Origin of the sequence: Kribbella shirazensis (assembly GCF_011761605.1) — a bacterium.
In the GTDB taxonomy this organism is placed as follows: domain Bacteria; phylum Actinomycetota; class Actinomycetes; order Propionibacteriales; family Kribbellaceae; genus Kribbella; species Kribbella shirazensis.
Genome location: NZ_JAASRO010000001.1, coordinates 8,341,704 through 8,361,202 on the forward strand (window position 1 = coordinate 8,341,704; position 19,499 = coordinate 8,361,202).

The following is a 19,499-nucleotide window of genomic DNA, read 5'->3' on the forward strand; positions in this document are numbered from 1 at the left end:
GGCATCGAGAGCAGCAGCCGCCAGTTTCACTTGACCGCCCCCAGCGACAGGCCCTGGACGAGCTTGTCCTGGGCGGCGAACCCGGCGATCAGCACCGGCAACGACACCACGATCGACGCGGCACAGACTTTGGCGAGGAACAATCCTTGACTGGTCACGAACCCAGTCAAGAACACCGGAGCCGTCTGCGCCACTGTGCCGGTCAGCACCCGGGCGAACAGCAGCTCGTTCCAGCTGAAGATGAAGCAGATCAGTGCGGCGGACGCGATGCCCGGCGTCACCACCGGGGCGACGACCGACCGCAACGTGCGGCTGAGCGACGCGCCGTCCACCGAGGCGGCCTCCAGGATTTCCACCGGCACCTCGGACAGGAAGCTGCGCAGCATCCAGACCGCGATCGGCAGGTTCATCGAGGTGTACAGAATGATCAGCAGCCAGATGTTGTCCAGGAACCCGACCGACTGCGCGAACAGGTAGATCGGCAGCAGGCCGGCCACCACCGGCAGCATCTTCGTGGACAGGAAGAAGAACAGCACGTCCGTCCACTTCTTCACCGGCCGGATCGACAGCGCGTACGCCGCCGGGAACGCGAGCAGGATGACCAGCACCGTCGAGAGGACGCTCGCGGTCAGCGAGTTCGCGATCGAGGGCCACGGCCCGGTGTCGAAGAACGACTTGTAGCCGTCCAGGGTCAGCGGGGCGCCCAGGTCCGGCGGGTTCTTCGCCGCGTCCTCCTCGGTGTGGAAGGAGGTCAGCAGCATCCACAGCACCGGCAGCACGAACAGGATGCCGACGATCCAGGCGAGCCCGGACAACGCCCAACCACCACCACGGCGTGAATGCCCCTTCACCATCGTGACCTGGCCGCTCATCGTCCGGTCTCCTCTCTGAACAACGTGGACACCGACCGCAGCGCGAAGGTCGCGATCAGAATCGTGCCGATCACCACGATCACGCCGGCCGCGGACGCCCGGCCGTAGTCGTGCGCGGTGTAGAAGGTCTGGTAGATCGTGTAGGGCAGGTTCGCCGTACCGAGGCCGCCGGACGTGATCGTGAAGACCGCGTCGAAGTTCTGCACGACGTAGATCGAGCCGAGCAGCGCTGACAGCTCCAGATACTGGCGCAGGTGCGGCAGCGTCATGTAGCGGAAGATCTCCCACTGGTTCGCGCCGTCGATACCGGCCGCCTCGATCACGTCCAGCGGACGGCTCTGCAGACCGGCCAGCAGGATCAGCATCATGAACGGCGTCCACTGCCAGACCAGCGCGAAGATGATCGACCACAGCGGCTGGTTGCTGATCCAGTCGGGCTGCGGGGCGTTGTCACCGAACAACCACTTCAGGACGCCGTTGAACAAGCCGTACGTCGGGTTGTAGAGCGCGTGCTTCCACAGCAGCGCCGCGGCCACCGGCACAACCAGGAACGGCGTGATCATCATCGTCCGGACCACGCCCCGGCCGCGGAACTTCCGGTCCAGCAGCAGGGCGATCAGCAACCCGAGCACCAGGCTGATCAGGACGACGCCCACGGTCAGCAGGATCGTCACCCAGATCGCGTTCCGGGTGTTCGCGTCGGTGAGCACCCGGCGGAAGTTGTCGATCCCGGCGAACCCGCGCTCGTCGGGGTAGTACGCGTTCCAGTCCATGAAGGACACCACGATCGTGACCACGAACGGCAGCTGGGTCACGATGATCATGAAGATCAGCGCCGGCAGCAGCGGACCGCGCCGGGCCCAGTCGCCGGCCTTGCGCAGCATCGTGCCCTCGGAGCCAGGCGGCGCGGCGTGCCGCTGCGGCCTGGGCTGCGTGTCAGGTTTCGCGTCGACGGACATGCCTACCTCATTTCGCTTCCCGCGAGCGGTACCGCTCGGCGACGTCGTCGGCGAGCTCCTGCCCGCGTTTCAGTGCCTCGTCGACGCTCATCCGCCCGGCGATCGCCGAACTCACGTCCTGACTGACCTGCGTGCCGAGGTCCGGGAACTCCGGAATGTCGACGAACTGGATACCCGGCGCCGGCCGCGGCTGGGTGCCCGGGTTGTTCGGGTCCGCGTTCTCGATCGCGCTCTTGGTCGGCTCCGCGAACGCCGCGGCCTCCTTGACGTACTCCGGGATCTCGTACGTCGACGCGCGCTTGCCGGCCGGTACGTTGGACCAGCCCACCTTCTCGCCGACCAGCTTCTCGTAGTCCTTGCCGGAGGCCCAGGAGATGAACTTCCAGGCGTTGTCCTTCTTCTTCGACGCCTCCTGGATGCCCCACGCCCACGCGTACAGCCAGCCGGAGCTGTCGGTCTTCACGACCGGCGCCGGGGCGTAGCCCATCTTGCCCTTGACCGGTGAGTTCGGCGCCTCGAGCGAACCGGCCGCCGACGTGGCGTCGTACCACATCGCGACGTTGCTCTGGATGGTGTTGTTCAGGCACTCGGTGAACCCGGCCTGCGGTGCGCCGGCCTCACCGTGCGCGCGGACCAGGTCGACGTAGAACCTGGTCGCCTCGGTGAACTCCGGCGAGTCGACCTGCGCCTGCCAGTCCTCGGTGAACCAGGTGCCGCCGAAGGTGTTCACGACCGTGGTGAGCGGGGCGAACAGCTGACCCCAGCCGGGCTGGCCGCGCAGGCAGATGCCGCGCATCCCCGGTTGCGCGTTGTCCACCGTGGCCGCGATGTCCGCGACCTGCTGCCAGGTCGGCTTCTCCGGCATCGTCACGCCCTTGGCCGCCAGGATGTCCTTGCGGTACATGAGGAACGACGACTCGCCGTAGAACGGTTCGCCGTAGATCTTCCCGTCCTCGCCGGTCATCGACTGCGTCATCGGCTTCAGGACGTCGTCCTGGTCGAACGACGGGTCCTTGGCGATGTAGTCCGACAAGGGCGCGATCCACTTGCTCTTGGCGTAGATCGGGATCTCGAAGTTGCTCACCGATGCCACGTCGTACTGACCGGCCTGACTGGAGAACTCCTGGCTGATCTTGTCCCGGACGTCGTTCTCCGGGAGGACGGTGAAGTTCACCTTGATGCCGGTCTGCTTGGTGAAGTGCTCGGCGGTCAGCTTCTGCAGATCGACCATCTGCGGGTTGTTCACCATCAGCACGTTGATGCTGTCGGCACCACCGCCGCCGGCCCCGCCTCCCCAGCCCGCACAGCCGCTGACCGCAGTCACCAGGAATGCGATCCCGACCGCTCCGATGCGTTTGCGCCTACTCAGCACGGTTTCTCCCTTGCCGGTCCGCTCAATCCGCTCATTTGAGCACGCCTCTGCTCACACCATGAGTGAACCGGGAACGTCTTGACCTGTCAAGAGTCTGTGCAACACTTGGGTCCGGTGGTGCTCATATGAGCGGGAGGCAGTGATGGAGACGTTCGGGCCTGCACAGCTGGTGCTGACGGCCTCGATCGCGCGGCGGTACTACGTCGACGGTCGGTCGAAGGTGGAGATCGCCGACGAGTTCCGGCTCAGCCGGTTCAAGGTCGCGCGGTTGCTCGACCACGCGCGCAGCAGCGGCCTGGTGCGGATCGAGATCAGCCATCCCGGCGCTATCGACCTCGACCTGTCCGCCCGGCTGCAGGAGTCGCTCGGTCTGCGCCGGGCGATCGTGGTGGACACCCCCGAGGTGGACGAGCCGGCGTTGCGCACCCAGCTCGGCAAGGCCGCCGCGGACCTGCTGTCGGAGATCGTCACGCCCGAGGACGTCCTCGGGCTCGCGTGGGCGCGGGCGGTGACCGCGATGACCGAGCAGCTGACGTCCCTCGCTCCGGTGCCGGTGGTGCAGCTGACGGGTGCGCTGACGCGTCCGGACGTCGAGGCGAACTCGGTCGAGCTCGTCCGGCACACGGCCCGCCTGTCGGGCGGTCCGGCGTACCTGTTCTACGCGCCGCTCGTCGTACCGGATGCCGCGACGGCGCGCGCCCTGCGGCAGCAGCCGGAGGTTGCCGAGGCGATCAGCCATTTCGACTCGGTGTCGAAGGCGGTCGTCGGGCTCGGTTCGTGGGCGGCCGGGCAGTCGACGCTGTACGACGCGATGGACGAGAAGGCCTGCGAGCAGTTGCGTCGTCGCGGCGTGGTGTCGGACATCTCGGGCGTGTTCGTCGACGCGGACGGCGTACCGGTGCAGAGCCGGGTCACCGACCGGGTGATCGCGATCAACGCCGAGCAGATGGACAAGATCGACGAGGTGATCGCGATCCCGTACGGGCTGGCCAAGGTCGCGGCGGTCCGGGCCGCCGTCCGCAGCGGGCTGGTGAACGCGATCGTTACCCACGCACCCCTGGCGAAGGCCCTGCTGCAACCGTCAGACTGACCGGCGATGCCTGCTGCTGAGGTCGAGTTGGTCGGAGGTACGGCGAACCGCGGGTTGGTGGTGCGGGTCGGGGATACCGTCCGGCGGCCGCTGCGCGCCAGCAGCACGGCCACGCACGCGCTGCTCCGCCATCTGGAGAGCGTCGGTTTCCAGGGGGCGCCGGCGTTCCTCGGTGTGGACGCGCAGGGGCGCGAGGTGCTCTCGTACCTGCCTGGCGAGACCGTGACGGCGCCGTACCCGTCCTGGTCGATGACGGACGAGGCGCTGGACAGCGTGGCCCACCTCCTGCGGACGTACCACGAGGCGGTCGCGGACTTCCGGCCGATCGGACTCGAGTGGGCCGAGCCGGTGCCCGCCGATTACGTGACGGGGCTGATCAGCCACAACGACCCCAACCTCGACAACGTGGTGTTCCGCGACGGGGTCGCCGTCGCGCTCATCGACTTCGATCTCGCAGGCCCCGGTTCGCCGTTGTGGGACGTCGCGACCGCCGTACGACTGTGGGCCCCGCTGCGTCCCGACGCGGACATCCACGACGTACGGCGAGGGCACACCCTCACCCGCCTCCGCCGCTTCGCCGACGCATACAACCTGACCGACGCCGACCGCCTCCGCCTGGTCGACGCCGCCGCCGACAACCACATCTGGTGCATGGACTACGTCCGCCGGGGCTCCGAGGCCGGTCACCCGTGGTTCCACCAACGCTGGACGACCGGCGAGGCCGAACTCACCGACCGCACCAACACCTGGTTCAAACAGACGGCGGCCGCACTTCGTCAGGCACTTCTGGATTGAGCTCCCGCTCAGCCTCTTCCCGCCCCTCGTAGTACTTCTCCTGCATCCGCTTGACGAACGCCGGGATGAACACCGCCACCAGGTTCGGGAACGGCGTGCCCCACTCGTCATCGCCCAGCACGTACACAACAAATGCAGCACAGACCAGGGCGATCACCACGATCCAGCCGCTCCGGCAGATTCGTGGACCCTCGTCGGACACCAGCCCGCGTCGGGTGATCGCCCCGATGCCGAACATCACCCCGGTCAGCAGGAATACGGTCCCCATCGCGATCAGGTACCACTGGTCCGCACCGGCGTACGCGTCGAATCCCCGAAGGGTAAGCACGGCGGACACGAACCACCCGACCGCGACGACCGCGTAGACCACCGCACCCAGCTTCAGCTTCGGCATACCTGACTATCGCAGCTGCGAATTGGCTGTTACTGCAGGAAGTGGACGAGAATATGCCGGTGCGTTCACGGGTGGTGCTGCTGGCGGGGCCTTCGGGGGCGGGGAAGTCGCGGCTCGCGGAGCACGTCGGCCTGCCCGTCGTACGGCTGGACGACTTCTACCGCGACGGCGACGACGAGGCGATGCCGCGGTCGCCGCTCGGCATCGTCGACTGGGACGACCCGCGGTCCTGGGACGGCGACCGCGCGGTCGCGGCCCTCGAGCAGCTGTGTACGACGGGAACCGCCGACCTCCCGATCTACGAGCTCGCCGCCGACGGCACCGTCGGTCACCGGCCGGTCACTACGGGCGGTTCCCCGCTGATCGTTGCTGAGGGCATCTTCGCCGACCAGATCACCGGCGAGCTCCGCGACCGCGGCCTGCTCGCCGCGGCGATCTGCGTGTACCACCACCGGCTGGTGACGTTCGCCCGCCGCTTCCAGCGCGACCTCCGCGAACACCGCAAACCCCCGCTGACGTTGCTCCGGCGCGGTCTCCTGCTGCTCCGCGACGACCCCCAGGTGGTCCGCCGCTGCGTCACGGCCGGCTGTGAGCCACTGCGCCCCAAGGCCGCCCGCGCGCGGATCGAGACCCTTCTCACGCAGGCAACGTCTCAGTAACCCGGGGTTGTTCGCCTGAAGTTCACCCGGCTCTGTTGGTATCGGTCCGAATCATCGGATGCGCTCGGGGGCGAGTGGCCGGACGGAGTAGGACCGTGAGACGGAATGCGTCAGGCTTTGCCGTTGCCGTAACCGCAGTACTGCTGGGAGTGACCGGCTGCGGTAACGAGGACGGTGTGTCGGCTGTCGCTGCCCAGACGCCGGCCGCGGAGCGCTCGGAGTTGTCCGGATCGGCGGACAACTCCGCGAAGAGCACCCTCGCCGCGCTCGCAGCACTCCCCCGCGGGTACGTCGCGGACCCCCGCAACACCACCGGGCCGTTCACCGCGACGACGTACCTGAAGACCTGGTCGGCCGATCCGGCGCTGGACCGCGCACTGCTGCTGAACGCGAGCTTCGTCGAGGGGTACCGGGCGACCCGGCTCAGCCCCGACAAGAAGAAGCGGTACACGATCCAGCTGTTCAAGACCGGCTCGCCCGCGAAGGCGAAGGCGCTGCAGAAGGGCCTGTGGAGCCGGGAGGCCCACGATCAGGCGTTCAAGGTCCCGCAGGCGCTGTCGGACGCCCGGGTCGAGTACGACGGCGCCGCGCAGCAGTCCGTCGCGATCGCCGAAGCCAGCCTGGCCGTCGGCCCGATGGTCGTCGAACTGACCGTCCGCGAGGCCGCGCCGCTCGGCACCGAACTCATCCCCGACACGGCGCTCATCACCACCGTGGCGAAGCTCCAGTACACCCGCCTCACCGCAACCTCCAGCTGATCAGCTGCGGCGGTGACGGGAGCGGCTGATCAGGCGGTGATGCGGTCGATGACCAGGGGTCCCGGCGTGTAGCTGTCGGCTACCGCGACGGCGTCGGTCAGCGAGTCGAGGGCTCGCTCGATGCGGGCGGCGTCGTCGGTGTGGAGGGTGAGCAGGGGCTGGCCTTCCTGGATCTGATCGCCCGGCTTGGCGTGCATTTCCACACCGGCCACGGCGGACACCGGGTCCTCCTTGCGCGCCCTCCCTGCCCCGAGCCGCCACGCGGCAACGCCCACGGCCAGCGCGTCGAGCTTCGACAGGACACCCGTGGCGGGCGCCGGTACGACGTGTTGCTCGGGAGCGACCGGGAGCTCGGCGGCCGGGTCCCCGCCCTGGGCCGAGATCATCGCGCGCCAGGCGTCCATCGCCGTACCGTCCCGCAGCTTCTCGGCCGGGTCGGCGTCGGTGACCCCGGCCGCGGCGAGCATCTCGTTGGCCAGGGCAACGGTCAGCTCGACCACGTCGGACGGACCGCCACCGGCGAGCACCTCGACCGATTCGCGGACCTCCAACGCGTTGCCGGCCGTCAGCCCGAGCGGAACGGACATGTCGGTGAGCAGAGCAACGGTCCGCACACCGGCGTCCGTGCCCAGGGCAACCATGGTCTCGGCCAGCTCGCGCGCGTCCGCGAGATCCTTCATGAACGCGCCGGAGCCGACCTTCACGTCCAGCACCAGCGCGCCGGTGCCCTCGGCGATCTTCTTGCTCATGATCGAGCTGGCGATCAACGGGATCGCCTCGACCGTCCCGGTCACGTCACGTAGCGCGTACAGCTTCTTGTCCGCGGGCGCGAGACCGTCACCGGCCGCGCAGATCACCGCGCCGACCTCTTCCAGCTGGCGCATCAGCTCGTCGTTCGACAGCGACGCGCGCCAGCCCGGGATCGACTCCAGCTTGTCCAGCGTCCCGCCGGTGTGCCCGAGGCCGCGGCCGGACAGCTGCGGTACGGCGACCCCGCAGGCCGCCACCAACGGTGCCAGCGGCAACGTGATCTTGTCGCCGACGCCGCCGGTCGAGTGCTTGTCCGCGGTCGGCCGGGACAGCTTCCCGAAGTCCATCCGCTCGCCGGACGCGATCATCGCCGCGGTCCAGCGGGCGATCTCGCGGCGGTTCATCCCGTTCAGCAGGATCGCCATCGCCAGCGCGGACATCTGCTCGTCGGCGACGTCGCCCTTGGTGTAGGCGTCGATCACCCAGTCGATCTGGCCGTCGCTCAGCTCGCCCTTGTCACGCTTGGCCCTGATCACGTCCACGGCGTCGAAACTCATCAGTTCTCCAGGTCGTCCGGCCCGAACGCATCGGGCAGCAACTCACGCAACGGGCGCGGTCCGGTCGGGGTCTCCAGCAGCAGCCCGGGCCCGCCGTGCTCGTGCAGCAGCTGCCGGCACCGTCCGCACGGCGTCAGCAGGTCCCCGTGCCGGTCCACGCAGGTGAACGCGACGAGCCGGCCGCCTCCGGTCCGGTGCAGCTCGGACACCAGCCCGCACTCCGCGCACAACGTCAGCCCGTACGAGGCGTTCTCCACGTTGCACCCGGCAACGATCCGGCCGTCGTCGACGTACGCCGCCGCGCCCACCGGGAAGTGCGAGTACGGCACGTAGGCGCGGTGCATCAGCTCGACGGCGACCGAGCGCAACGCCGGCCAGTCGACCTCATTCGGTGACGTAGGGCTCACCATCGGCCTTCGGTGCTCGGACCCGGCCGACGAGGCCGGCGACCGCGATGATGGTGGCCAGGTACGGCGCCATCAGCAGCAGCTCGCCCGGGATCGGCGTCTGGATGATCTGCAACTGCGACTGCAACTGGGTCGCGAAGCCGAAGAACAGCGCGGCGACCATCGCCCCGATCGGGTGCCAGCGGCCCATGATCAGCGCGGCCAGCGCGATGAACCCGTTGCCCGCGGTCATCTCCTTGGCGAACGAACCGGCGTACCCGACGGTGAAGAACGCACCGCCGAGCCCGGCCAGTACGCCGGCCCAGAGCACCGCGGAGTACCGGACCCGCTTGACCTTGATGCCGACCGTGTCGGCCGCCTTCGGGTGCTCGCCGACCGCGCGGACCCGCAGGCCCCAGCGGGTCTGGAACAGCACGAAGGTGACGACCGCGACGGCCAGGTAGGTCAGGTACACCAGGATCGTCTGGTTGAACAGGATCGGCCCGATGAACGGAATGTCGCCCAGGCCCGGGATCTTCACCGCGGACAGCACGTTCGGCGTGTTCAGCCTCTCGGCCTCCGGCTGCATGAACTGGTCGAACAGGAAGCCGGTGATCCCGGTCGCGAACACCACCAGGACGACGCCGAGGACGACCTGGTTGACCAGATACTTGATCGAGAACACGGCGAGCAGCCAGGCCATCACCACCCCGCTCGCAGCGGCCGCGATCAACGCCGCGGTGGCACTGTTCGTGGTACTCGACACGAGCGCCGCCGTGAACGCGCCGACCAGGAACTGGCCCTCGATCGCGATGTTGATGACACCGGACCGCTCGCACAGCACACCGGCGAGCGCGCCGAGGATCAGCGGGGTCGCGAAGTTCAGCGTGCCCTGGAACTGGTTGGCCAGCGGGAACGTCTTGCCGGCCGCGGCCCAGCACAGGAACGCGCCGATGAAGCAGATTCCCAGTACGGCGGCCAGCCAGGCGGCGTACCGCTGCGGGATGCGGACCCGGACGGCGGGCAGGACGTACGCGACCGCGGCGGCCACGCCGAGCACCCCGAGGATCACGCCGACGGGCTGCGCGGGCAGTCCGAGCAGGTTGTTCTGCAGGTCGCCGGAGACCAGCTGGAAGGTTGCCTTGCCGCCCTTAGTGAAGACCGCGAGCACCAGGCCGATCAGCGCGAACACCAGCATCACGCCACCGACCCGCAGCCGGCGCGCCCGCTCGGCCGGGGCCTCGATGACCTTCGGCTTCGGCGTCGCCGCGGGGACGGCGTCCGGAGTCGTCTCGGTCATCCGTTCCACCCCTTCGCGAGAACCGCACCCACTCCGCGTTCCTTCGGCAGGAACGGGAAGATCGAGCGCACCAGCGCGGGCGCCGCGACGAACAGGACGATCACGGCCTGCAGGACAGTGGTCAGGGTCAGCGGCGTCTGCGTGATCAGCTGCATCTGCAGACCGCCCGCGTTCAGGGCGCCGAAGAGCAGGCCGGCCAGCACGGTGCCGAGCGGCGTACCGCGGCCGAGCAGCGCGACCGTGATCGCGTCGAACCCGACCGAGGCCGCGACCCCGTCGGTCAGCGGCAGGTCGGTACCGAGCACCTGCTGTGTCCCGGCCAGACCGGCGAGCGCGCCGGCCACGACCATCGCGATCACATACGCGCGGCCGACCGACATACCGGCCGTCCGGGAGGCGTCCGCGTTCGCACCGACGGCGCGGAGCTCGAAGCCGATCGTCGAGCGGTTCAGCAGCCACCAGACGAACACGGCGGCCACCAGCGCCAGCAGGAACCCGATATGCAGCCGGGTGCCGCCGATCTGCGGGTACTGCGCGTTCGCGTCGACGATCGGGGAGATCGGGTCGGTCCGGCCCGGCCGCCGGAACGTCGAGGTGGTCAGCAACCAGGCCAGCAGGTAGATCGCGACGTAGTTCAGCATGATCGTCACGATGACTTCGTGGGCTCCGGTGCGGGCCTTCAGCAGGCCGACCACGCCGCCCCAGATCGCGCCGCCGATCAGGCCGGCGACGATCGCCACGATCAGGTGCAGGACCGGCGGCAGGTGCCACGCGAATCCGACGTACGCCGCGAGGATGGCGCCGGCGATCAGCTGGCCCTGCGCGCCGATGTTGAACAGACCGGTGCGAAACGCCAGCGAGACCGCCAGACCGCCGCAGATCAGCGGTGTTGCCTGCGTCAACGACTCGCTGATCGGTGTCCAGCCGCCCAACGCGCCGACCGCCAGCGACTGGTAGGCCTCGCCGACCGCGCTCACGGCCGCGGAGACGGTGTCCATCGGCGCCGCGCCGAAGTACCCGATCGCGGTCTGCACCTGGTCGTCGCCGACGATGATCAGGATCGCCCCGACCACCAGCGCGAGCAGGATCGCGCTCAGCGAGACCAGGCCCTGGACCGCCCACGACGGCAGGCCGGAACGCCGCGGCTGCTTGCCCGGCTGCGCGGCCGGCGCCGGCGCTGCCTCTGTCTCAGTGCTCATCAGATGGTTCCCAATGTCGTCGGGTTCTCGATCGCCTCAACGTGGGCCTCCGCCTTCGAGGCGCCGGCCATCATCAGGCCCAGCTCGTCGCGCGGCGTGTCGGCCGGTACGACGCCGACCACCTTGCCGCGGTACATCACCGCGACCCGGTCCGCCAGCGCGGCGATCTCGTCGAGTTCGGTGGACACGATCAGTACCGCCGTACCTTTGTCGCGCTCCCGCACGATCCGGTTGTGCAGGAACTCGATCGAGCCGACGTCCACACCGCGCGTCGGCTGCGAGGCCACCAGCAGCTTCAGCGGCCGGGACAGCTCGCGGGCCAGCACGACCTTCTGCTGGTTGCCGCCGGACAGCGACGACACGGCCAGGTCGATGCCCTGGGTGCGGATGTCGAACTCGTCCACCCGTTCCTGTGCGTTCTTCTCGATCTCGTCGGTGCGCAGGGCCACGCCGTTGCCGAACGGCGCCTTCCGGAACAGGTCGAGGACCAGGTTCTCGGCCACCGAGAACGAGCCGACGAAGCCGTCGTGCGCGCGGTCCTCGGGGACGTACCCGATGCCGGCGTCCAACCGGTGCCGGGTCGATTTCGCGGTCAGGTCCTGGCCGGACAGCGAGATCCGGCCGGCCGCGACCGGGGTCAGCCCGAGCAGCGCCTCGGCGAGCTCTGTCTGACCGTTGCCCTGGACACCGGCCACCGCGAGGATCTCCCCGGCGCGTACCTCCAGGTCCACGTCGTCGACGGCGGTGAACCCGCGCTCGTCGATCACGGTCAGCCCCTCGACCCGCAGTACGGCGTCCTGCGGCTCGGCCGGCTCCTTGTCGACCACCAGGTCGACGGCGCGGCCGACCATCAGCTCGGCGAGCTCCTCCTCGGACGCGGACGGCTCGGCCTGGCCGACCACCTTGCCGCGGCGGATCACGGTGATCTTGTCCGCGATCGCCTTGACCTCTTTGAGCTTGTGGGTGATGAAGACGATCGACGTGCCGTTCTCCTTGAGCCGGCGCATGACGCCGATCAGCTCGTCGATCTCGGCCGGGGTCAGGACGGCGGTCGGCTCGTCCAGGATCAGCACCTTGGCGTCGTTCGTGAGCGCCTTGATGATCTCGACCCGCTGCTGGACGCCGACCGGGATGTCCTCGACCAGCGCCTCGGGGTCGACCTCGAACCCGTACCGGTCGGACAGCTCGGTGACGAGGGCGTCCGCCTTCTTCCGGTCCAGGACGCCGCCGGCCCGGACGTTCTCGCGGCCGAGCATGATGTTCTCGGCGACGGTGAAGACGGGGACCAGCATGAAGTGCTGGTGGACCATGCCGATGCGATGCCGGATCGCGTCGCTCGGCGAGGTGATCTTCACCTTCTCGCCGTCGATCAGGATCTCGCCCTCGTCGGGCTGCAGCAGCCCGTAGAGCATGTTCATCAGCGTGCTCTTGCCGGCGCCGTTCTCACCGAGCAGGCAGTGGATCTCGCCCGGCTCGATGACCAGGTCGATGTGGTCGTTGGCGACCAGCGAGCCGAAGCTCTTGGTCAGCCCGGAGAGCTCGAGATGCATGCGGCCCTTCCCCTCTCAGACGGCGAGCCAGGAAGGCAGGACCTGTGGGTCTGCCTTCCTGGCTCGCACCGTACTACGCAAGTGCCGGTGTCGGGTGCCTGCGCCGACGAACGGCTCAGGCGGCCTTCGGCTGAACCTTCGACTGCACCGTGATCTTGCCGCTGATGATGTCGGCCTTGATCTGGTCCAGCTCGGACTTCACGTCGGCCGGGATCTTGCTGTCGAACTCGTGGAACGGCGCGAGCGACGTACCGCCGTTCTCCAGCGTGCCGATGAACTGGGTGTTGTCGAACTTGTTGTCGACGACGGAGACGATCGCGTCCTTCACGGCGACGTCCATGCCCTTCTGCACGCTGCTGAGCAGCACCGAGCAGTACTCCGCCGCGCTCACACAACCGTCGGTGTCGACCCAGATGGCGTTCACCTTGCCGTTGCTGGCCTTGGCCGCCTGCAGACCGCCGAGACCCGACGGGCCGGCCACCGGGAAGATGACGTCGGCGCCCTGGGTGATCAGGTTCTGCGCGTTGTTCTGGCCCTTGGCCTTGTCCTCGAAGTCACCGGTGAACAGTCCGGCCTGCTTGGCGTCGTCCCAGCCCAGGACCTGGACGTTCTTGCCCTTCTTCTCGTTGAAGTAGCGCACGCCCTCGGCGAAGCCGTCCATGAAGATGGTCACGGTCGGGATCTTCAGACCGCCGAACGTGCCGACCTTGCCGGACTTGCTCATCGCGGCGGCCAGGTAACCGGCCTGGAAGCTGGACTGCGCGGTGTTGAAGGCCAGCGGCTTCACGTTCTCGATCGGCTTCGGCGGCGCCGAGTCGACGATCGCGAACTTCACCGTCGGGTTGGCCTGGGCCGCCTTGTCGGTGGCGTCCTCGAGCTTGAAGCCGACCGAGACGATGATGTTGCACTTGGCATTGATCATCGCGGTCATGTTCGTCGGGTAGTCGTTGTCCGACTTGGACTCGGCCTTGACCTCGGTCAGGCCCTTGTCCTTCACCGCCTCCTGCAGACCCTTGTACGAGGTCTGGTTGAACGACTTGTCGTCGAAGCCCCCCGAGTCGGAGACCATGCAGGCCTTGAAGTCCTTGTTGGCGCTGCCGCCTGCGTCCTCCTCGGTCGGCTTGCTGCCACACGCGGCGACGGCGAGCGTCAGTACGCCCACGATCGCCGTTCCCCGCAGATACTTCTTCACCGGACGTCTCCTTCGTCGACCAGATACCTTTGCGCGCCGCACGCCTTCCCCCACGTGCCGCATCCGCAGACTATAGGGCGCGGTTCGTGTTTCTTTGAACGTCAAGCAGGCCTCGATACCGGAAAGTGACCGGCATTCGCGTCACATTTCGACAACTTCTCCGGCCCGGTCACCGACTGCGGCCCCCAGGTCACGGTGTGCACGCTCCGTGGTTGCGCTCACGGTCCGTGTCGGTCACTCTGTGTTGTACTCCCCCCTGAATGACAGGTTCCTGCAATCCGGCTCCTTCTGCCCGGCACCGAGCGTTACGCTCCGATGCCCCGCACAGAAGAAGGAGTCTCGATGCCGAAAGCACGCGCGCTGCCGCGGCGCCATGCTCTCGGTCGAGATCGCCGGCGGCGGACCTCCGTGGTACCCCCGCTGCGACGGTGTGACCAACCGGATGCCGAGAAGCGACGGCCCCCGGGTGATCTCGGTGCAGCTGGCATCGGCGGACAGCACTCGATGGACGTTTGCCGTCGCCAACGGAAAAGCGGGCTCGAAATAGCGCTCCTGACGCCTTGCACCAGGGCAAATACCGCACTCCCCGGTTGTGCCACAATCTCCTGATGAGTCATCAGTTACTGGTCGCCGATGTGCTGGCTCGCGTCGAGGCTGTGCGCGAGGAGATGGTCGAGGTACGGCGTGATCTGCACGCGCACCCCGAGCTCGGCTGGCACGAAGTACGGACGACCGAACTGATCGAGAAGCGGCTCGTCGACGCCGGGCTGTCGCCGCGGGTGCTGCCGACCGGGACCGGGCTGATCTGCGACATCGGTGCGGGTGACTCGTGCGTCGCGCTGCGGGCCGACATCGACGCGCTGCCGGTGCTGGACGGTGTGGAGTCCGCGTGGCGGTCGACCGTCGACGGGGTGGCGCATGCGTGCGGTCACGACGTCCACACGGCAGCCCTGCTCGGGGCGTCACTGGTGCTGGCCGGGATGGCGCGCGACGGACACCTCGACCGGCGGGTCCGGGTGATCTTCCAGCCGGCCGAGGAGGTCATGCCGGGCGGAGCGCTCGGAGTGATCGCGGCCGGTGGGTTGGACGGCGTACGGCGTATCTACGGTCTGCACTGCGACCCGCGACTGCAGGTGGGCGAGGTCGGCCTCCGGGTCGGTGCGCTCACCGCCGCGGCCGACAGGCTCCTGGTCCGGCTGACCGGCCCGGGCGGCCACACGTCCCGCCCGCATCTGACCGCAGACCTCGTCTACGCCCTCGCCACGCTCGTGTCCGAACTCCCCGCCGCACTCTCCCGCCGCGTCGACCCGCGCTCCGGCATGTCGCTCGTCTGGGGCCGCATCACGGCCGGATCCGCCGCCAACGCGATCCCGTCCCGCGGCGAGGCGGAGGGCACCCTGCGCTGCCTCGACGTCAACGCCTGGCGCCTGGCCGACGAGATCATCCCGTCCCTCGCCGCCCAGATCGTCAAGCCGTACGGCGTCGAGGTCGACACCGAGGTCACGCACGGCGTACCGCCGGTCATGAACGACACGGTCGCGATCAACATCCTGCAGAACGCCGTCCACCAGACCATCGGCTCCAGCGCCGTCGCCCAGACCGACCAGAGCCTCGGCGGCGAAGACTTCGCCTGGTACCTCGAACACGTCCCCGGCGCCATGGCCCGCCTCGGCGTCCGCCCACCCACCACCGAAACCGCCGCCGACCTCCACACCCCCGAATTCGACCCCTCCGAAGAAGCCATCACCGTAGGCACCACAGTCCTGACCTCCACAGCCCTCCTGGACTAGAAAGGACGCCGCTACGCAGCGGCTGACCTTTTGGCCGCCTCCGGCGGCATGCGCATCAGGCACCGCCGGGCAGAGGTGCCGGCACCGCGGCTGTGGTGAACGGGAAACTGAGGCAAAGGACGCCGCTACGCCGCTTCGGCGACGGCAACCTTTCACCTCTGCAGTCCATGCACCGCAGAGCTGACGCCTTGGGACCGAACGACTGACGCCAAGAAGGTCCTCTGCTCGACTGACTGGGTCAGCGGCAGCGGGCGTCGGTGAAGGTGACCTTGGTGAGGCGCCAGGCTCCGGCGCTTTTCGCCAGCGTAGCGGTCGCGGTCAGATACGGAGTGGGTACCTCGGCCCATTTCCCCGACCGGTCCACGTCGATCGTCGTGTTGTCCAGGCAGGATCGGAGCGTGGCGGTCGATCCCGTCACCGCGATGGCAGGGATGTCCACCCACACCTCGCCGATCGTGTGATGTTTCCGCTGCTGCAACAGAGCGACCTGGCCGCTGACGGCTGTGACCGGCTGCCCGGAGGCGACCTTCTGGAGCGCGGCGAGGTCGACCTTGGCCTGGTTGTACGCCTTCAGTCGCAGCACCGTGTACATCAGGAAGGTATCGGCGGCGGCACGCTGCTCCGCCGACGCCGCCACGACCTTCCGGCTGTGTACCCGGACCACCTTCGACGGTGGGCCGGCCGGCGGTGAGGTCGGGCCGTTGGTGACCCACGGAACCGAGGACGCAGGTGCCCGTGCCGGAGTGCTCGTCGCGGCGGCCGGCACGGACGTCGCCGGCGTCCGCGTCGGTGCCAGGGTCGGAGTCGGGGTCGGCGTCGCGACTGGTGCAGGGCCGGCACCGCTCTCACCACCGCAGGCCGCGGTCAGCAGCACCATCCCCAGTGCACTGAGGCCCACGGCAACGGACTGTCTCATCGGTGCACCCTCCTCGACGGTCGTCGAGGCAACAGTAGCGACCGGGCAGTCCAGACCGGTCGTCGATCAGAACGTGTCGGCGGGGATGTAGACGCCCCAGACGTCTCGGAGGGTGTTGCAGACTTCGCCTACTGTGGCTCGGGCTTTCAGGGCCTGTTTCATGGGGTAGAGGCAGTTGTCGTTGCCTTGGGCAGCTTTTTTCAGGGCTTCCAGGGCCTCGTCGACGGCTGCCTGGTCGCGGGTGGCGCGGAGGGTGGCGAGGCGGGCGGTTTGCTGGGCCTCGATGGTGGGGTCGACGCGGAGCGGTTCGTACGGCTCCTCTTCGGCGATCCTGAACTTGTTCATGCCGACGACGACCCGCTCGGCGGAGTCGATCTCCTGCGCGATCTGGTACGCCGAGCGTTCGATCTCCTGTTTCTGGAAGCCCTTCTCGATCGCCGCGACCGCGCCGCCGTACTCCTCGACCTGGTCCATCAGTTCGACCGCGGCCGCCTCCACCTCGTCGGTCAGCGACTCGACGACGTACGAACCGGCGAACGGGTCGACGGTCGCGGTCACGTCGGTCTCGTAGGCGAGGACCTGCTGGGTGCGCAGCGCGAGCCGGGCGGCCTTCTCGGTCGGGAGCGCGATCGCCTCGTCGTACGAGTTGGTGTGCAGGGACTGCGTTCCCCCGAGTACGGCGGCCAGGCCCTGGATCGCGACGCGGACCAGGTTCACCTCGGGCTGCTGCGCGGTCAGCTGCACGCCCGCGGTCTGCGTGTGGAACCGGAGCATCAGCGACTTCGGATTGCGCGCGCCGAAGGTGTCTCGCATCACCCGCGCCCAGATCCGCCGCGCCGCCCGGAACTTCGCGACCTCCTCGAGGAACGTCGTCCGCGCGACGAAGAAGAACGACAGCCGCGGCGCGAACTCGTCGACGTCCAGCCCGGACGCGACCGCGGCCCGGACGTACTCGATCCCGTCCGCCAGCGTGAACGCGATCTCCTGCGCGGGCGTCGCGCCGGCCTCGGCCATGTGGTAGCCGGAGATCGAGATCGTGTTCCAGCGCGGCAGCTCCGCCTTGCAGTACGCGAAGATGTCGCTGATCAGCCGCAGCGACTCCTTCGGCGGGTAGATGTAGGTGCCGCGGGCGATGTACTCCTTCAGTACGTCGTTCTGGATCGTGCCGGTGAGCTTGTCACCGGACACGCCCTGCTCCTCGGCGACGAGTTGGTAGAGCAGCAGCAGGACCGATCCCGGCGCGTTGATCGTCATCGAGGTGGACACCTGGTCCAGCGGGATCTTGTCGAACAGCACCCGCATGTCGTCGATCGAGTCGATCGCCACCCCGACCTTGCCGACCTCGCCGTGCGCGATCGGGGCGTCGGAGTCGTACCCCATCTGGGTCGGCAGGTCGAACGCGACCGACAGGCCCATCGTCCCGTGGTCGATCAGCTGGTGGTAGCGCTGGTTCGACTCGGCCGCGGTGCCGAACCCGGCGTACTGCCGCATCGTCCACGGCCGCTGGGTGTACATCGTCGGGTACACGCCCCGGGTGTACGGGTACTGCCCCGGCTCGCCGAGCTTCGCCGCCGGGTCGAACCCGTCGAGCGGCCCGTACACCGGCGAGAACTCGAACCCCGACTCGCTGCGATGACTCATCCCCCCACGGTATTCCGAACCACCGCAACACTGGTATGACCTCCGGCACTACCAGCGGAACGTGAGCGTCTCCGGCGGCAGACGTTGACGGAGATCACACGCCAGGTCGGTCAGGGTGTCGGCCAGTTGCTGGTCGGCGAGACGGCCGTGGGTCATCACGAACAGCTTGGCGCGGTAGTTCTCGGACTGGCAGACGACAACGGACCGGAGCGCACGCGGATCGTTGGCCAGGAAGTGCCTGAGCTCGGGCGTCAGCAGAACCTTGGCGAACTCCGGCTGCGGCGTCCCGGTGCTGAACAGGGCGTCGTACGTCGGATCGCCGGTCAGGTACTCGTCGTCGAAGCGCGGATCCACGCCGGGCGGCGCCAGCGCCCGCGGAGCCGTCACACAGACCGGCCACACCCACGGGATGTCGATCTTCACCACGACCGACCACTTCTTCTGCTGCCACAGCCCCGAGACGTGCTCGTACCGCTCGATCCGGTGCCCGCGGTGGTCGAGCTTCTGCAGGAACGCGATCGTCCCGCTCGGCGACTCACCGAGCAACTTTGGCGGCATCGTCGTGATCGGCGCGGCACCGGGCGCCCCCGCTTCGAGCGCGAACGAAGGAATCAGCTCCAGGAGCCGCGCCGCGAAGTCCGCCAGCGAGGCAAGGTCCTTCGCATCCGTGACCTTCCCGTCCCGCCAGACGACCAGCGTCGCCCCCTCGATCCGGAAGTTCGGCGCCGCCGGGTCGTCCAGCAGCAGCTCCATCACCCGCGGGTTCACGACGTCGTGCGCGAACTTGCCGTCCGCGCCCTCCACCCGGAACGCGTCGTTGAACCGGCCGCTCTCGAACTCGATGCCCCGCGTCACGTCCCCGGGCGCGCTACGCCGTACCGACACGGCAGGCACCGCGGTCGGCAGCTCGACCACCGCCGCCGCGCACACCCCGCTGCGCAGGCCGCTCACACCGGTCTCCCCGCCCTGCGGCAGGTTCGGCGTGTGGTACCAGCTGAACTGCATCAGCAGCGCCGGCCGGCCCGCGATCGTGTTTCCGGACAACAGGTCCTGCACATCGTGACTGGTCCCTTGGGCGAACGGCGGGCCGTGGAAGCGGTCGAGGAGTTCGTCGGTCCCGGTCGTGTAGCGCCAGCCGTTCTGCGTTCCCCACCAGTTGATCGAGCGCTTGCCCTGGTCCCGCTCGACCGCACGCCCGGCCCACCACCACAGCGCGGCAAAGCCGCCCACCACCGCAACCGCGATCAGTACCGCGACGACGATCCCCAGAGTTCGCATGCGACTAACCAAGCACAGCCCGGTGGCAACCTGAAGGACAC

Annotated in this window: 18 protein-coding genes; 5 read left to right on the forward strand and 13 right to left on the reverse strand. The window is 68.5% G+C overall.

The features are described 5' to 3' along the window. Nucleotides 1-26: 26 nt before the first annotated feature. The 3 genes from BJY22_RS39735 to BJY22_RS39745 are packed head-to-tail and all read right to left on the reverse strand — an operon-like array spanning nucleotide 27 to nucleotide 3,203. Nucleotides 27-872, reverse strand: a complete 846-nt coding sequence (locus BJY22_RS39735) for a carbohydrate ABC transporter permease (protein ID WP_202891477.1) — start codon at nucleotides 870-872, stop codon at nucleotides 27-29. After that, complete coding sequence (locus BJY22_RS39740) at nucleotides 869-1,831, reverse strand: carbohydrate ABC transporter permease (protein WP_167217288.1); 963 nt, start codon at nucleotides 1,829-1,831, stop codon at nucleotides 869-871. Before BJY22_RS39740 ends, BJY22_RS39735 begins: the two co-directional genes overlap by 4 nt. Nucleotides 1,832-1,838: 7 nt before the next feature. Further along, nucleotides 1,839-3,203 (reverse strand): extracellular solute-binding protein, encoded by a 1,365-nt coding sequence (locus BJY22_RS39745; protein WP_167217290.1) that lies wholly within the window; start codon nucleotides 3,201-3,203, stop codon nucleotides 1,839-1,841. 142 nt (nucleotides 3,204-3,345) lie between these two features. Between BJY22_RS39745 and BJY22_RS39750 the strand changes: the two genes are divergently transcribed. Continuing rightward, complete coding sequence (locus BJY22_RS39750; RefSeq protein WP_202891478.1) at nucleotides 3,346-4,293, forward strand: sugar-binding transcriptional regulator; 948 nt, start codon at nucleotides 3,346-3,348, stop codon at nucleotides 4,291-4,293. A 6-nt stretch (nucleotides 4,294-4,299) separates the two neighbouring features. Next, nucleotides 4,300-5,088 (forward strand): phosphotransferase, encoded by a 789-nt coding sequence (locus tag BJY22_RS39755; protein WP_167217292.1) that lies wholly within the window; start codon nucleotides 4,300-4,302, stop codon nucleotides 5,086-5,088. On the opposite strand, the gene BJY22_RS39760 is transcribed toward BJY22_RS39755, so the two are convergent. Continuing rightward, on the reverse strand, nucleotides 5,045-5,482 hold the full coding sequence (locus BJY22_RS39760) for a hypothetical protein (protein WP_167217294.1): 438 nt from the start codon (nucleotides 5,480-5,482) through the stop codon (nucleotides 5,045-5,047). The two genes, BJY22_RS39755 and BJY22_RS39760, sit on opposite strands and share 44 nt — an antisense overlap. Before the next feature lie 53 nt (nucleotides 5,483-5,535). Here BJY22_RS39760 and BJY22_RS39765 point away from each other — a divergent pair, with 53 nt between their 5' ends. Both BJY22_RS39765 and BJY22_RS39770 read left to right on the forward strand, forming a co-directional pair. Then, entirely contained in the window at nucleotides 5,536-6,141 is a 606-nt protein-coding gene (locus BJY22_RS39765) for a uridine kinase family protein (RefSeq protein ID WP_167217296.1), read from the forward strand. Nucleotides 6,142-6,236: 95 nt separating this feature from the next. Continuing rightward, complete coding sequence (locus BJY22_RS39770; protein WP_238350590.1) at nucleotides 6,237-6,899, forward strand: hypothetical protein; 663 nt, start codon at nucleotides 6,237-6,239, stop codon at nucleotides 6,897-6,899. 29 nt (nucleotides 6,900-6,928) lie between these two features. On the opposite strand, the gene BJY22_RS39775 is transcribed toward BJY22_RS39770, so the two are convergent. The 6 genes from BJY22_RS39775 to BJY22_RS39800 all read right to left on the reverse strand — a co-directional run bounded on the left by BJY22_RS39775 (nucleotide 6,929) and on the right by BJY22_RS39800 (nucleotide 13,833). Then, nucleotides 6,929-8,206: a thymidine phosphorylase gene (locus BJY22_RS39775; protein WP_167217300.1), complete on the reverse strand. Its 1,278-nt coding sequence runs from the start codon at nucleotides 8,204-8,206 to the stop codon at nucleotides 6,929-6,931. Next, nucleotides 8,206-8,616: a cytidine deaminase gene (locus BJY22_RS39780; protein WP_167217302.1), complete on the reverse strand. Its 411-nt coding sequence runs from the start codon at nucleotides 8,614-8,616 to the stop codon at nucleotides 8,206-8,208. The genes BJY22_RS39775 and BJY22_RS39780 overlap by 1 nt, the downstream gene beginning before the upstream one ends. Beyond that, the gene (locus BJY22_RS39785; protein WP_167217304.1) at nucleotides 8,591-9,892 is read right to left on the reverse strand and encodes an ABC transporter permease; all 1,302 of its coding nucleotides are present in this window, start codon (nucleotides 9,890-9,892) and stop codon (nucleotides 8,591-8,593) included. Before BJY22_RS39785 ends, BJY22_RS39780 begins: the two co-directional genes overlap by 26 nt. Further along, on the reverse strand, nucleotides 9,889-11,091 hold the full coding sequence (locus BJY22_RS39790; RefSeq protein ID WP_167217306.1) for an ABC transporter permease: 1,203 nt from the start codon (nucleotides 11,089-11,091) through the stop codon (nucleotides 9,889-9,891). Before BJY22_RS39790 ends, BJY22_RS39785 begins: the two co-directional genes overlap by 4 nt. Then, complete coding sequence (locus BJY22_RS39795; protein WP_167217308.1) at nucleotides 11,091-12,641, reverse strand: ABC transporter ATP-binding protein; 1,551 nt, start codon at nucleotides 12,639-12,641, stop codon at nucleotides 11,091-11,093. Before BJY22_RS39795 ends, BJY22_RS39790 begins: the two co-directional genes overlap by 1 nt. Nucleotides 12,642-12,756: 115 nt before the next feature. Beyond that, the gene (locus BJY22_RS39800) at nucleotides 12,757-13,833 is read right to left on the reverse strand and encodes a BMP family ABC transporter substrate-binding protein (RefSeq protein ID WP_167217310.1); all 1,077 of its coding nucleotides are present in this window, start codon (nucleotides 13,831-13,833) and stop codon (nucleotides 12,757-12,759) included. Nucleotides 13,834-14,441: 608 nt separating this feature from the next. Here BJY22_RS39800 and BJY22_RS39805 point away from each other — a divergent pair. Then, the gene (locus BJY22_RS39805) at nucleotides 14,442-15,623 is read left to right on the forward strand and encodes an amidohydrolase (protein ID WP_167217312.1); all 1,182 of its coding nucleotides are present in this window, start codon (nucleotides 14,442-14,444) and stop codon (nucleotides 15,621-15,623) included. Nucleotides 15,624-15,861: 238 nt separating this feature from the next. On the opposite strand, the gene BJY22_RS39810 is transcribed toward BJY22_RS39805, so the two are convergent. The 3 genes from BJY22_RS39810 to BJY22_RS39820 form a co-directional block, all read right to left on the reverse strand. Further along, nucleotides 15,862-16,539: a hypothetical protein gene (locus BJY22_RS39810; RefSeq protein ID WP_167203124.1), complete on the reverse strand. Its 678-nt coding sequence runs from the start codon at nucleotides 16,537-16,539 to the stop codon at nucleotides 15,862-15,864. A gap of 66 nt (nucleotides 16,540-16,605) precedes the next feature. Then, a complete protein-coding gene (locus BJY22_RS39815; RefSeq protein WP_167217314.1) occupies nucleotides 16,606-18,180 on the reverse strand; it encodes an acyl-CoA mutase large subunit family protein in 1,575 nt (524 codons plus the stop codon). Between the two features lie 48 nt (nucleotides 18,181-18,228). Beyond that, a complete protein-coding gene (locus tag BJY22_RS39820; RefSeq protein WP_167217316.1) occupies nucleotides 18,229-19,458 on the reverse strand; it encodes a type III secretion system chaperone family protein in 1,230 nt (409 codons plus the stop codon). Nucleotides 19,459-19,499: the final 41 nt, after the last annotated feature.